The sequence below is a fragment of the Photorhabdus akhurstii genome (genome assembly GCF_019090985.1).
Classification (GTDB): Bacteria; Pseudomonadota; Gammaproteobacteria; order Enterobacterales; family Enterobacteriaceae; genus Photorhabdus; species Photorhabdus akhurstii.
The window spans coordinates 2,900,358-2,915,105 of sequence record NZ_CP020335.1; the positions used below are offsets into that span (position 1 = coordinate 2,900,358).

Annotated in this window: 12 protein-coding genes; all 12 read right to left on the reverse strand. The window is 42.2% G+C overall.

What is annotated here, in order from left to right:
- Positions 1 to 61 precede the first annotated feature (61 nt).
- The 12 genes from B0X70_RS12670 to B0X70_RS12725 all read right to left on the reverse strand — a co-directional run bounded on the left by B0X70_RS12670 (position 62) and on the right by B0X70_RS12725 (position 14,730).
- On the reverse strand, positions 62 to 1,345 hold the full coding sequence (locus B0X70_RS12670) for a tail fiber protein (RefSeq protein WP_217469489.1): 1,284 nt from the start codon (positions 1,343 to 1,345) through the stop codon (positions 62 to 64).
- Positions 1,346 to 1,489: 144 nt separating this feature from the next.
- The gene (locus tag B0X70_RS12675) at positions 1,490 to 4,432 is read right to left on the reverse strand and encodes a baseplate wedge protein (protein WP_217469490.1); all 2,943 of its coding nucleotides are present in this window, start codon (positions 4,430 to 4,432) and stop codon (positions 1,490 to 1,492) included.
- On the reverse strand, positions 4,425 to 7,130 hold the full coding sequence (locus B0X70_RS12680) for a baseplate J/gp47 family protein (RefSeq protein WP_217469491.1): 2,706 nt from the start codon (positions 7,128 to 7,130) through the stop codon (positions 4,425 to 4,427). The genes B0X70_RS12675 and B0X70_RS12680 overlap by 8 nt, the downstream gene beginning before the upstream one ends.
- 82 nt (positions 7,131 to 7,212) lie before the next feature.
- Positions 7,213 to 7,629: a contractile injection system spike tip protein gene (locus tag B0X70_RS12685; RefSeq protein ID WP_217469492.1), complete on the reverse strand. Its 417-nt coding sequence runs from the start codon at positions 7,627 to 7,629 to the stop codon at positions 7,213 to 7,215.
- Complete coding sequence (locus tag B0X70_RS12690; RefSeq protein ID WP_217469493.1) at positions 7,626 to 8,042, reverse strand: GPW/gp25 family protein; 417 nt, start codon at positions 8,040 to 8,042, stop codon at positions 7,626 to 7,628. The genes B0X70_RS12685 and B0X70_RS12690 overlap by 4 nt, the downstream gene beginning before the upstream one ends.
- A gap of 13 nt (positions 8,043 to 8,055) precedes the next feature.
- Positions 8,056 to 9,657: a phage baseplate assembly protein V gene (locus B0X70_RS12695; RefSeq protein ID WP_217469494.1), complete on the reverse strand. Its 1,602-nt coding sequence runs from the start codon at positions 9,655 to 9,657 to the stop codon at positions 8,056 to 8,058.
- A complete protein-coding gene (locus tag B0X70_RS12700; RefSeq protein WP_217469495.1) occupies positions 9,654 to 10,337 on the reverse strand; it encodes a CIS tube protein in 684 nt (227 codons plus the stop codon). The genes B0X70_RS12695 and B0X70_RS12700 overlap by 4 nt, the downstream gene beginning before the upstream one ends.
- Complete coding sequence (locus B0X70_RS12705) at positions 10,324 to 10,503, reverse strand: DUF5908 family protein (RefSeq protein WP_040148756.1); 180 nt, start codon at positions 10,501 to 10,503, stop codon at positions 10,324 to 10,326. Before B0X70_RS12705 ends, B0X70_RS12700 begins: the two co-directional genes overlap by 14 nt.
- Positions 10,500 to 10,958 (reverse strand): phage tail protein, encoded by a 459-nt coding sequence (locus tag B0X70_RS12710; RefSeq protein WP_046396635.1) that lies wholly within the window; start codon positions 10,956 to 10,958, stop codon positions 10,500 to 10,502. Before B0X70_RS12710 ends, B0X70_RS12705 begins: the two co-directional genes overlap by 4 nt.
- 13 nt (positions 10,959 to 10,971) lie before the next feature.
- Positions 10,972 to 12,171, reverse strand: a complete 1,200-nt coding sequence (locus tag B0X70_RS12715; RefSeq protein ID WP_217469496.1) for a phage tail sheath family protein — start codon at positions 12,169 to 12,171, stop codon at positions 10,972 to 10,974.
- A gap of 48 nt (positions 12,172 to 12,219) precedes the next feature.
- Complete coding sequence (locus B0X70_RS12720; protein ID WP_105396544.1) at positions 12,220 to 13,602, reverse strand: phage tail sheath family protein; 1,383 nt, start codon at positions 13,600 to 13,602, stop codon at positions 12,220 to 12,222.
- Between the two features lie 12 nt (positions 13,603 to 13,614).
- Positions 13,615 to 14,730, reverse strand: a complete 1,116-nt coding sequence (locus tag B0X70_RS12725; RefSeq protein ID WP_217469497.1) for a phage tail sheath family protein — start codon at positions 14,728 to 14,730, stop codon at positions 13,615 to 13,617.
- Positions 14,731 to 14,748: the final 18 nt, after the last annotated feature.

Consider the following 14,748-nt stretch of genomic DNA (forward strand, 5'->3'; position numbering starts at 1 on the left):
CAATATATCCTTGGTAATGAGTAAATAATAGATAATTTAAAACTGTATTTATGGAAAGGAATTAAAGTTTCATGATAAAGGCTAATAAATAATAAGGCGGAATTACATCAACTCTATGACTATGTGAAGAGGGATCTACCGTCACGGTTGCTTGGTGATCATGCCCTTTTCCTTCCCCAACTTCTGATGTATGTGGATAATAACTATTTCCATGTGGTTTTGGGTGCCAAATGCTCTGAGAATGAGACCATTCATTATTGATTTGATAGTTTTTGTCTCCTTTTGACTCTATTGTATGATAATTACCATATTTAAATCCATCCGCTACAAAATAAGGAAGACCCTCAATATGGTAATGCTTAGGTATTTGTGAGATATCCAAATTGGTGTTTTCTACTTTAACACTGACAGAAACTGTAGTTGATGTTGTATTTTTGGAGAAATTTTTATTATTTCCATCACCCTCGGCTTTGCTACTTTCACCTTTTTCAGAAATAGTCTTACCGCACATAATAAAACGATTTCTTAAATCTGGAACTTTAACTCCATCATAAGTTCCCCCATCACAAAAAGCCCATCCAGGAGGAGCATTATTACCAGAAAACATCACAATCATTCCTCTGGGGAGTACTTTGTTAGGATCAATACTGACACCTTTATCATCAACCTTAATACCATTACCCGCTTTAACTTTTACGCCTTTCGTACTCAAGCTTAAACCACTTACACCACTCCAAGCATTACTTGAATTTCCTCCCTCTAATTTCAAATAGAGACCGGTATTATCAGTTACTACAATACCTCCACCATCCCAACACTTAACAGCTATACCATCCGAATCAACGGAAATACTGCCTTTATCTTTAGCTTTAACTTCTACCCCTTTTTCACCAACCGAAATACCATTACCCGCTTTAACTGAAACACCTTTACCATCAACACTAATACCATTATCGGCCTTGACAGCGACATTAGCTGCATTTACAACAATACCATTACCTTGACCAACAGATATTCCATTTTTCTCATTAATCAGACCACTACCAAGGTCTACAGATAAAATATCTTTTTCTAGTATTAGCGGAGAAAAGTCTTTACTGGGGATAGTACCCATTTTTAAATTAAGCGTACCATTATCATCCAGTTTCAATCCTGCTCCTGGTACTTGCCCTACTGCTTTACGACCAATATCAGCAATATCAATCAATTGTTCATAATCAGTTTGCAATGGAATGCTACCTGCTTTAAAGCGTTTTTTTAAATCATCCGCTGAGAGACTTTCTGCTTTATCATTGGTATTTTCTGGATTAATCTTTGAATTGGATAGATCGTTCTTCTTTTCCATTTTCATCACCTTATATATTAGTCTATTCTATTGCTAATGTCCTAAAATTACGACTGTATAATAATTAAGGACAATAAATTTAATAGTGCAACAAGTGTCTATTATTGTAATACAATATCAACCCTCTTTTTACTTATAGATAAATTAATCTTTTTCTTTATTATTCCCAGATTGGAATTGAGAATTTTCAATTAATATCCCCCTTCCATCCTCTTGAGCTTTCGGTACATACAGCAATTGATTACTCTCAATAAATTTAGAATTCCATTCTGTTTCAGATTCACCAATGACCTCAGTTCTTTGCTCTTTAGTAGCAATTCTCATATTCCCTGTCCCCGTTAATGGGGAAGGCAGGCGACCTAAAGTTAACATTTCTAAAATATGGTATGCTTCATCTCCTAAAGCAGAACCATTATTTTGCCAACGTTTATAGGTACTGGCAAAATTCTTGAAATGATCTGGAGGCAACCAATGGATAATCATGGAAACATGTGCCGGAAATTCAGCTAAAATCTCAGTTTTTACCCATGATTCCAATTTATGAGGATCAACGTTGTTATTTTCAATTAACTGACGATTAATGACTACGCTGACGACAAATGAAAAACGATCAGTATGCGCATATTCCGCACCAGAAAAATACCAACGATAGCGCCATGCATTGTCCTTTTTTGGAAAAGCAGCTTTATTGTCTTTATCTCGTTTAATTAATATTCTACCCTCAATATGATCGCATTCTTTTACCACAGCTTTAAGCATATAGTCAGATGGAGAGTTCACATTAGCTGATCTTTTTTTGGCTGGCTCATGAGGGGCAATTTTATATTTTAGCGTGATTTCATCATCTTCTTTAATCATGGCTGGAAAATGGCTTTGGGGACTGGAAGTGATCCAACATTCATCTTTGGCATCCATTTGATCTGTCTCATCGGCATAAACCAGTTGATAATCTATATCTTCCAACCATACGGGGCTATTTTTCCAGTATAGTTTTTTGTCAGTAAATGCCTGCTGTACTCTGTCCAGATTATATTCCAGAGCAACACTGTTACGGGTGTCAAGATAAAATGATTCTCCTATAATCTCAGTGATTACCTGGCCCCGTAATGTGAATCCGTTTTCACCTTCAATAATCAAGTCAATTATCTGGCCGTGCAATAACAACCCCGCTGTACTTTTCTGAGTAATAATTAAATGATGACTTTTAGAATCAGGATGATTTTTAATTTCTAAACTATTAGGTGTTTGTTTACTGTTGAATACTTCGTCAGGTTTCACTGGTAACAGTCGACGATGCTCAATTAAATAGAAAGGCAGATCAGCCAAATCAGGTGGTTCACTAAAACATTTTCTTCCCAAACCTAACCGGGCTGCAATTCGTTTTTGCAACGCCGATACTTTATCAATACGAATATTATTACGATGATAGGCCAACTCTGGCTGTTGAGCCAAATAACCGCGCTGAGTGGATAAAAAATCCCGTCGATTGAGAATAAGTGGTCTGGCGGCTCGATGAGTACCAAAATAGCTTAACAGATACTCAAGAATAGCCAGCTCTTTTGCATAATTCCGTTCATGGATACCATCATCATTATCAATTTGCGTATCATTATTCAGTTTCTTAATTAAGTCAGGCATTATCTCCTGATGAACGTTCTGACTAACTGTATTAACTTTAAAAGGCCATTGTACACCATATACCCTATTTCCCCGTTGTTTAAACGCCAATAGTTTTGGCAATAAGGCAAGTTCAGCACAGCCATTAGCTAACAGTTGTTCAAAAGGCAGCATAAATCGGTGTAACTGTAGTTGTTGTAAGGTATGTTTATTAGTCTGCAATCCATAACAAGCGGGTAATTTATTGCTTGCCGGGTAATAATCCCGCACTTTACGATGTTTACCCCAGTTCAATAATTCTGGTTTCGTATTAATCAACGGTTCTGTAATGAGCTTTTTCTCTATATCTTCCCTAAAAACTGGAATTTTCACACCACCTTTGGCAATAATAGTCAATGGGCTGTTTGGTAAGGTAATCGACTCTAAAGGATCTTTACCCCATAGTCTGGGGTAATATCCTTTAGCTATTTTCCAAGACCAATTATCTTGCGGTAGCAGAGAAATAATTTCCTTATTATCTTTATCTAGTTCCAACCGGGTTACACTTTGAACACCTTTAATCGCCAATAATTGGTTAACCAAATGGCTTAAGTTTAATACCATAGCGCCGTTGTAATCTCTGATGGGCGGTAATTGAGGCATCCAACCGTGATGCAAATAAGGCCCATCAAAAATTTCTTCATTACTGTAACCCATCTCTTTCATTGCTTGGGTGGTATAACGTAGCGGTTTTTCAATTATCGTTTGTTCCGCTGTCATATAAATTTGGGCAAATATGTCAGCAATATCTTTAACATCATCATCAAGCTGAATATCGATCTTCAATGGTAAATCAACGGGTTGTAGCCAGATAATTTTACTCACCCATTCTCCCAAATTACGATTATCTTTCAGGAAAGCATTAAGTTTCTCTTGAGCCAACTTATTATCGACCTGAGTTTCCCGGCCAGGCAGCAAATAAAGCCAATAATTTCCTCTTAACGTTAATTGTTCACTATCTGAATCTGGGGTTTGAGTAAAACTGTATTCACGCTTCTTTTTGCTATACCAATATGTATAACGTTGATCGTTAGGTTCACATACCAGCAGTACATCATTAAATAAAAAGTAACCATCAACCGCATCATTACTGTGTAAATCCAACAATGCCCGACGATAATCCGCCAACGTAATAGGCCCACAAGTCAGCATCTGTTGCGGACCAAACTCCTGCGGGAAAATACCCTCTCCTGCGGTCTGTTCCTCTGGGGTGGGCGTAAGCAGATCTTTCAGTGGTAATGAGTGACGATAAGCTAAATCAGACGCGCTATAACAACAGGCTTCCAATAAGGTGATACCGGGATCATTTTCACTCATATCACTCCAATATTGACCGGAATATCGCTCAATAATAGCCTTAGCCTGAGCAAGTAAGGTATCAAAGGCAATATCGTCTTTAATGATGGGAAACAGAGCATCCTGATTATTCATTATCAACTCCTTGGCTTGAAAGACGCTTATCTGTCCAAACTAAAATCAGTACTTCATTATCGTTAGCTTCGATACTTTCACCCACGGCCCCCTTAGTTTGGTTAGCTGTGGTTAGGCTTAAATTAGTGACTCGTTCTACCAGTGGGGATTGTTGGATGGTGGCTAATAACTGATAGTAGTCAATGCAGTTACCGGTTGTTACGCCGATAACAGGATTCTCTGCCCACGGCATATATATTCGGCTTAATTGTTGCTGTAATTGGTGATGGCCGTAGTCAGAATTAACGTCTGAAATAAAGGCCACTTGATAACTCACACTAACGTCAATATAAGTAGGATTGTTGATTTCAATAGCTGTCCAAGGGCTACTTAACTGACTTAGCCATGAGATCATCTCTTTCAATCGCGCCGGGTTTAGTGTTGGGCGTAATGCATCATCGTTATCCTTGTAACGATTATCCGGGATAACTATCAGTTGTTGTTTTTCTGGCGCCGGAATGGTGGTTAATTGGCTGCCTGAATGGTATCTGACATCAAATAGGCTAACAAAATGATCTTTTAGTAATGTAACCATGTTTCCCCAACTCAGTACTCGATTACGATGGGACAATCGGACAGGGATGCGTTTTAAGAAGGCTTGCTCCGTTTCTCGGGAGCGACCATTCCAGGAAGCCCAAGGTTGCGTGACGCTGTTGATTGCGGCAATCGTGGCCACCGGCTGTTTTATGCTGTCGGCGGCCAATCCATTAATAAAATGCTCCTGTTCAACAGTTTCTGCGTTGGCTAATGTGGCGATGATGGCGTTATACAGCAAGCCTTTAATGCGTGGGTAATCTTGAGGATCAGTCTTATCAGTTATCTCGGCTTTCAGCCAGTACCGCCCTATCGGCATTAGAGCGGCCTGATTTGAAGCATCCTGTGGCAATAAGGTGCGCCAGATACCCCGGTCGAACAAGTTATGAGTTTGATCATCAACTAATTTATCTAACTTACTCCAAGTATTGCCCTTGTTGAGATAAAACCAGGATAAAGTGAGCTTCTTAATACCTTCTAGTTGCCAATAGAGAGATAAAGTTTGCCCCGGTAGTACTCCGGTAAAGCCCAAATAGAATGCATCATGAGTCAATGTCGGCATTTCTGCTGTTGCCTCGCCCCGGCCAAAAGGCGTCAGGGGGTAAACAGTAAATTGCTTAGATTTAACTTGAGCACTGAATTGAATCTGCAATGCACTGATTTGTGGGATATAGGGTAAATTTTTATCTTTGGGATCTTTCCAGTATTGGGTGTGCATAAAATCCTGTCCGGCCAATTCTATACGCACCGACGCAGGCCAGTCGTTGGGATTTAAGCTGTCTACAACAGGGTAATGCATTGTCGGCAAGGTGAATTTTAAGCTTTGTCCTTGTGGTTCCTTAGCTCCACTGAATAATGATTGCACTTCATTAAGCTTTTCTCTTTTTTGAGGCGTGACTAAGTAACCCTGTACTTTAAATGCACTATTATCGGGATCAGGACTATAACCTTTATACCACTCTTTAAAACTTATGGTAGGCAAGCCAACCCATTGAGGAGTAATCGTCACTGTTGCGTTTTCAGTACCATACCATTCAGGGGCAATCAGATTAAAACCGGAGCCTAATAACGGTGATTGACCAAAGGGAAAACTAGTCGCATTCGTTTGTTCAATACCTCCATCAGAGGCATAGTACACATTGCGGTTGTCGTTAATGTTGATGTTGATCTCGATGTCTTTAATCTTCGGCAACATCGGTTCCTGTTTGGTGCTCAGTTTTAGTACCGGTACGTCAAACGTCATATTGTCTAAAGCATTAGGCGGGCTAATGGGGTCATCATTAGCTGATAAGCTGAGTTTAAGGTTAACATTTTCTTTTTCTACTGATAGAAAAAGCCAGCTATCTCCCGAGCTAATCTGAGCGGTGATTTGATTAGAATCCCCCTGCCACTCGCTGTCTAATGTGACTTTAATCGTGCGCTCTCCTGCCGGCATCGTAAATAAAGGCGAAGTAATTAAATAACCGGACAGAACCGAAATATCATCAGGCGTTGGGCTAAAAAGCCGAATACCGTTTTCAGGGAATGCAATGTTATCTGCAAGATTCAGCGGTATTGCCGATTTCCAGCCATCTCCCTCTTTTCGATACCAACACAGGTCAGTCAATTCCCCTTGGTTTGCCAATACATTCGACTCAGACACATACTGTAACGAATTTCCCGCACTATCATGTCCGGCATCAAAGAGAGTTCCTTTCGGAATAAGATATTCAACATGATCAGGATTCAAGGTAATACCTATCGCCACCTGATCTGCTTGTGCATCTCTCGGTTTCAAGCCCAATAATTCCCGGTAATAAAGATCACGATGACGTGCCGGAAAGGTATTGAATAATATTTTCGTCGTTTCTAACAGTTTTAAAAAAGCCAATAAAAAAGCCTGATGAGCGGGTAAAGTACCATTTGCTCTATTCGCTTCTTGGTAAATATCCTCTAATTGCTGCGGCGTGTTTTCCTGAATAAAATAGAAGCTACTCCAAAACTGCTCTTTTTCTTGACCAAAAGGGATTTTTTCAGCGTATTCTTTAAGCCAATTTAAGATATCTAATGTACTTCTTTCATCAAGTTTAAAATCCGTCTCAGATACAATAGCGGTAAGTTTATTATTTAATCCGATCTGTCCCATATTTATACCACCCGTTATTTGAATATAACTTTAATATGTTTTCAGGAGACAATTATTATTTAAAAATAAATTAAAGCGTTATTTATCCGGCACTGACAGCGTATTGACCGGCAATAAATCGGCCTTTTCCCATACTGGGTGCGGTTATATCCGGGCCGCTCGATGGGTTATTTGCCGGCTGCGATGGGGTAAAACGGGCAATAAATTGCTGCCCGACAACAATTACCGTGACAGGGCTACGACAAAAGCTTACCTGCTGGCTAGTATCCAATTGAGCAATGGTAACCATGCCCATCCCGGGTACCGGATGGCTAGGGGTAATATATTGCGCCTGAAATTGGACCTTTTTTTCATCACCCATCATCACAATCTTTTTACCTTGGATTTTGGCATGACCGCTGCCCCGGATGATTGTCGGCCCCAGAATGGTGACCTGCCGGTTACCGAACAAGGGTTCGAACAGCAAAGTGTCGCCATCAACCACCAGTTGTTTACTCATAAAATCACTTCTCCTTCGCCAATTTCAAGAATACCTTCAATTTGCTGGCTAATGTCGCTGCCTCTCAGGGCATAGCTCACCTGTATATGCAGGGTATTAGGCAAATCTATTTTTTGATTCACCTGAATTTCAGTAATTTCTGCGCGGGGTTCATAACGTAATACTCGCTCTTCAATACGAGTTTGAATATGAGCCATCAGTTCATCACTGATATTTTCAAACATATAATCATTTAGGCCACAACCGTAATCTTCACGCATAATCCGCTCGCCAGGTTCCGTCAGAAAAAGAACTTTCATACTCTGGCGAACATGTTCTGCTCCTTCTGCCATGATGATTCCGGTCTGATTAGAAAACTGTGGCGGAAATGTCCAGCCCCGACCATAAATATCGGCTAATATTTTATCTGCCATCTTATTTAACCTATTATTGTGTTAAATTAATTTTCGCCCCTTTAATATCAACCCCAGATTTTCCAGCGGCTGATAGGGATTTTTCGGCTTGAATATTAATTTCCTGCGCCTGAGTAATGAGATTTTTAGCGGAATTAATGGTGATATCTTTATCCTGTTGCAAAGATAAGGTATTTTTTCCACTATTAAATGCGAGCGTATTATCTTTATTATCGAATATTAATGCTTGCTGATGCTCTCCCTGTTTAATCACTAATGTTTTCACCAAATTCTTTTCACTGGGTTCTAACGGTGATCTATTTTTAGGGTTATGCATGGCGCCTAATATCACCGGAAAACGAGGATCACATTCAAAGAAACCGATAATCACCTCATCCCCCGGTTCCGGGTAGAAGCAGAATCCACTGTCATGACTGGCGTAAGGTTTACCTAAACGGGCAAACAGCGTGCCATTGGTTAAGTTTAAAGCCGGTATTTTGACCGGAATACGACCTAGCGATTGGCTATCCTGTTGATATTTTTCTACGATCCCGATATGCAGCTCTTTAACCTGAGGTACAACCTGTTCTACGTCTGATTGCATGCCTAACGTTAACCGGGTGCGCCAACCTTGCCGCTGGTTGATGATCTGGCTGACGCCGGTGATAATCGCCTGACCATCCATTCCCTGCCCGAAGCCAGTTAATGCCAAAACATCACCCGGTTGATAGCGATCATTGCCTGCAACCTCAAAACTGCCGGATATATTATGGCTACGTCGGTTGCCCATGATGCTTTGAGTAAACTGCCTGGTTTGTTCATTATCCAATGGGCTGCTGAAAATCCATTGCCACTCTTGATCGGTCAGCGGTTTCAGCGTGTCGGTAGCAAGTTGACCGCCGCCAAACCCACTATGCTTCGCCTGAACTGCCTGAGACAGCTTTTGCTGGTTAATGTCCCAAGACTGTACACTTACCGCTTTGGGGCTGCGCTGATTATCCCATTGCAGATTCGCTTCAAACAGCACAATGTCCCGAATATCGCCGCGCTGACGAATGGTGTGCACGGTTGACCGATTAAGTGATTCCGGTGTTGCCAACGTAATAACATCATGGCCGGGGATCAGCCAGATATTGGTAGCACTCAGTCGGCTCTTTAAGAATGTCCAATCATTGCAACGAAACTGCACCATTTGCTCATGTACCGTTTTAAGTTGAGGCGCTTGTTTTATCGCGACAGGCACACCGGCTTGGCTGAATAGCTTTTTGATAATCGCCTCATCACTCTGCTTATTGAATAGTTGAGAGTGGAAACTATGGGTTAATTTTTGCAGTGGATGCTTTGCTGTCAGAATCATTAAACTGTCCTGACCTTTAATCTTCAATGTCTGCTGAACAATGATCCCTTTAAACAACACATTTGTTTGCATCTGCACAATAATTTCATGATTCGGGCGACAATTTGCCAACTCTGCCTGCGCCTTAGCATCAAAAATATGACTGGTATCACCAATAATAGCCAAAGTGACGTTAGCCGAAGGAATGCCATTGATAGGGTAATTGACTGACAAACTGATAACCGTAAACTGATTGAGCGTTTTGCCGCCTATCTTAATCGCGAGCGTGGGTATCTTCATGCTTCCCTCCGTGCTTGCAGCGTTTGTCCCGGCGTGAAATCATCAAGATTATCCAGATCGTTTTGCCAAGCCAGCGAAAGATAATCGATACCCCCCGCCAGAGCCGCACCCGCGCCCAGTGCAATCAATGGTAGAGAGAGCATATCGGTGACGCTAACCGCGGTAGCCGGTGGCGATTTTAACTGCTGCTCAGTGGACTGAATAACAAAGCTCTCATCCGCCACCAGCGATAAGGCAGCAATTGCCCGTAATGGCATGGCGTCCCGGTCAAACAAGGTGTAATGAATACTGAGACCACTGGCCCGGCAGGCAAAATAACCTTTATTTTCCCAACGCATTTTGCCCCATTTGATTTTAAGAAAATGCGGGACTTTGGTACCGGCATCAACGGCGCAGAGGGTTTTCAGCGTCGACAGTTGGGTTTCTATCGGCGTACTGTTGCCGGGCATCGATGCATCAAACAATAAATCTAATGACAGGCCCGCAGGCTGAGATGACACATGGTGGTTGCTTTGGTGAATATGGGTAATGCTTTCATCGTTTTTATAATTGGCTTGATAATTGAACTGGATCGCATCAGGGTTATACATCACCGGTAAACTGCCCACCAAGATTTTACCTTCCCGATCTTTAAAAGCAGTCAGCGTGAGTTTGGACAGGCTACGTTCAATTAAGCTCATACTGGCCTCCTGTTTCACGTAATGCCTCTAACACCTCCCGTTTAATCCTTTCAATCAGGAGAGCGTCATCTAACGCTTCTTGGGCTAATGTTCGCGGAGATGCTAAATCACTCGCAGAATCGGTGACTTTAGCCTGAATAATCAGTTCCTTAATTTCTACAGTCATGCTTTCACTCCTAACCAGCGCATATCCTGATAACGTAACTCTAGGGAGTTCACCAAAACAGCATTGCTATTAGCATCAAAGTCACCGGTAGACCAACGAACCGGTAACGCGTTACTCACAGTCCAGCTTGCCACCGGTAAAAAATTTTCATTCAGCAACATGATGACCACATCAGCATAAACCGCTTTTTCTCCACGCAAGACACGATCAAATATCAGAGTAAGCGGTGTAACCGTCATAACACCACGCTCCAATACCAAACTACCGTGCTGGATCTTCTCGGCCAGCCAAACGTTTCTGGCATTTTCCCCGCCCTGGCTGTGTTGCGTGGTTTGCAGTTCACGGCTAAGTCCCGATATACGCTGAAAGGCAATATCAAGCGGACTGGGAATGTTGTTAAACAGAAAACTGGCGATAAAACGATGTGACACAGACGGGGTGTATAGATTGTTCATATTTTGCCCCTGTTTAATTTAATCCCGTTATCCCGGTACGTGTATCAAACGTCAAACTCAGTTCAATAAATTCCGCCGGAATGAGTAGAGCCAGTTTGATTTTCATGATCATTTTCCCGGCTCGCAGATCCGCTTCACTCATTGATTCGTCAACGCCGAGTAATATGTCAAATGCCTGTTCTTCGTGGGTACCTAGCAGCCCACCTTTTAACCATAATTGATGCAACCAGTTGTAGGTTTGGCCCTTAAGTTTCATCCAGGTGATGGCGTTGTTGGGTTCGAAAACAAAAGCCCGGCCTAATCGGGTGATATGCGCTTCGATATAGGAGACCAAGCGGCGAGTTTGGATATAGCGCCAGGGAGAATCGGGGAGGTTGTCCAGAGTTCGGCATCCCCAGACTTTAATTCCTTTACCGGGGAAGCTGCGAACCAGATTCAACGAAGTGCCATTCTGATTAAAGAGCGCATCAGCTTCAATAAAGGAGCGTATTGGGCTGACCACCTTAGCTAAAGCCACGTTGGCCGGAGCGGTCCAGATACCTTGCTGATTATCATTACTTTGGATAACCGCAGCCACCGCCGCGGTAGGCGAAAGGATGATATGTTGACCATTTTCTTGATATGTGGTTTTCAGTCCCGGCCAATATACCGCGCCCCATTGCCGATCGCTTGAGGAAAACTGCTCTAAACATGTAGCGGCCGGTACCGGATCATCCGGGGCATCCAGCAATCCCATGATGCCACGTCGGCTCTTGCAAAGGTCGAGTACTGACTGCCAAAACTGTAGCCAAAGATCGATGTCAGCACCTAGTTCTTCCATTTGATTAAACAGGACAACATCAGGAACGATAATCAGGGTGATAGTACTTTCCGCGGCAATAGCCTGCTTAAGCCAATTTTGTCGCAGCGCAGTGATCAATGATTGAAAATCGTTCAGTGGTTCATCAGAGGCCAGCGGCAGTACATAGGCTTGTTGACCGCCATTTTCAAAAAAGTGGCGCACAGAGTAGTACATTAATCCTGACTCGTGAAATTTTAGGGTAAAGTCGGTCAGGCTGTTTAATTTAACTATGGTTTTACTACCCGAACGGGTTTTACTGGCCGAAATTTTTGGAATATAACCAATAAAAACCGGTATACCCATAAATGCATCATCTGGCGTCTGGGATATCAGCTTCTCCGCGATTGTCACGCCCGGCTGTTTTATTTCCATTATCGTTTCCTCTACAGGACAGGCGCGGCAAACCGCGCCCCAGTACGGTTACTGTGCTACTTTTTGCGAAAATTTCAGGATAATAAATTCAGCCGGACGGACTGCCGCCATGCCAACCTTGACGATCATTCTTCCATGTGTAATGTCGTCGTCAGACATAGTGACACCTTGACCAATTTGGACAAAATAGGCTTCTTGGGGGTTACTACCGACCAGCGCCCCTTGTTGCCAAAGTTGATGGAGGTAATTGTCAATGGCTGACCGTACTCGCTCCCAAGTCGGTTGACTATTGGGTTCAAAGACGGCAATTCGCATTGCCTGTTTGATATCCCGTTCCGCCGCATTAAATAGACGCCGTACCGGAATGTAACACCAGTTGTCATCATCTTTTTTCAGGGTACGTGCGCCCCAGACAACAAAACCTTTGTTGCTGAAATAACGGATGGCATTAATTCCTGTCGGGTTCATGACTTTTTGGTCATCGTCAGTGAGTCGCTCGGCCACATCGCTAATCCCATTCAGCACAATGTTAGCCGGTGCTTTCCAAACGCCACGGTTGGCATCAGTGGCGCAATAGACACCGGCCATGACTGCACTGACAGGAATCATTTTGCTTATGTGCTGTATTGCATCAATAGCTTTTCGATAGACATCCGGGTTTTTCTCTTTGAGTTCCGTCAGATTGGTAACATTAGCTGCTTTTGCATCCTGATAACCTGAAACAGCTATAAGGCTCTCTTCCGTTTGCATAAGCTGTGAGACTTTTATCGCAGGATAATACGTTGCGGTTTGTGAGGATACGTTAGTGCTGATAGTGGATGTTTTATTCTGATTATCAGCGATAAGGAAATAGCCCTCATCCAATAATGAAGGTGTCAGACTGTTATATATCCTGCTCTGGTAATTAGAATCTTGTTCAGGACAGACGATTAAAGTAATTTCTAAAGCTTGCTTAATTAACTCAGGGATTAAGGCCAGAGTTTTAGTATCTTCCGACTTAGCAATCGGCAGGATATAACAAGGCCCACCGCCATTTTGAAAATAAAGTTTTAAGGCATCACTGCTTGTTGTGTAATTAACTGTCACCTCGTAAGTGTAATCGGTTTTTTTTTCTTCTTCTGGATCGCTATTAACTTCTTCATTTTCGGCTGATATATCACCTTCAACTTTTTCAACTTTCCTAGATTTTTTAGAGGCAGGGGGAGGAGTTGATTTAATAACTATTGACGTAACACAACCTACATGAAACTGGTTAGTGAAATCCAACCAGCTACTAACACGTGTCACTTGTGGCGTCGTAGTCGTACTAGGTTTTTTCGGTGAAAAACGCCCAATAAAAACCGGGATTGCCGTGCTTCCTTGACTAACAGAAAGCGCTGGTGATGCATCTTCTTCAATATAGACGCCAGGAGTAGAAGTTTGTGTGGCCATATTCCTTCCCTTCTATTGGTTCATATTCTGTGTAAACTGCAAGATAATAAATTCGGCTGGACGAACTGCCGCCATACCCACTTTAACGATCATTTCACCATGTTTAATATTGTCATCAGTCATGGTGATACCTTTACCAATATGAACAAAATAAGCCTGTTCAGCTTTATTACCCACCAATCCCCCTTGTTGCCAGAGGGAATAGAGATAATTATCGATAGCTCGACGCACCGCTTCCCAAGTGGGTTGACTGTTCGGTTCAAAGACCGCGAAACTCATGGCATTTTTAATATCTCGCTCTACACTGTTAAACAGACGGCGAACCGGGATATAACACCAGTTATCACTGCCCTCAAGCGTACGAGCCCCCCACACCAATGTGCCACTCTTAGGAAAGGTACGAATCATATTCAACGCTTTAGCGTTATCTTTGTTATATTGTCCTTGCAGGTCATCAGTCACCGGATATTTAGGTTGTAATCCTCCTTGAATAGGGACGTTAGCCGGTGCTTTCCAAACACCCCGACTATTATCGACACTGGCATAAATACCGGCCATTACTGCGCTGGGTGGAATATTAACGCTAGCTCTTTTCCCTTCTTTATCTTTTTCTCCCCACTCAGCGGTCAACCAAGGATAATAAACTGCGCCATAGGCGGTAGCGGTATAAGTCTTAAGTACTTCATCGGGTTTTTGGTCCAAAGTTATTTGAGTGTCTGGGACATCAAAATCAAAAATGGCAAATAATCCTTTTAATCCTTTGCCCGGTTGGCAAAGTGTATCTACAGCAGTAGTAATATTCTCTCCGGCAGCAACCAGCAATGTAACATCATCCAGCTTCGGAACTTGGTTTACTAACTCTTCGGTTTTAATAAGATAACAATATCCACCGCCATTAATAAAATAGGCACGTAGTGAAACATCAAGCTTATCATCAGGATCAAATTGCCCACCTTTTCGTGTCAAATAGTCCAGCCAACTACTGATACGGATATAATCTGCGGATAAAAATTTATTATCATTTGCAACTGCAAAAACAGGTACCGCCGTTGCACTGGAACGGACAGAGAGTGCCAATGAAGCATCTTCTTCAATATAGACACCCGGATAAGATGTATCAATTGTCATAATATTCGCCTTTAAAAA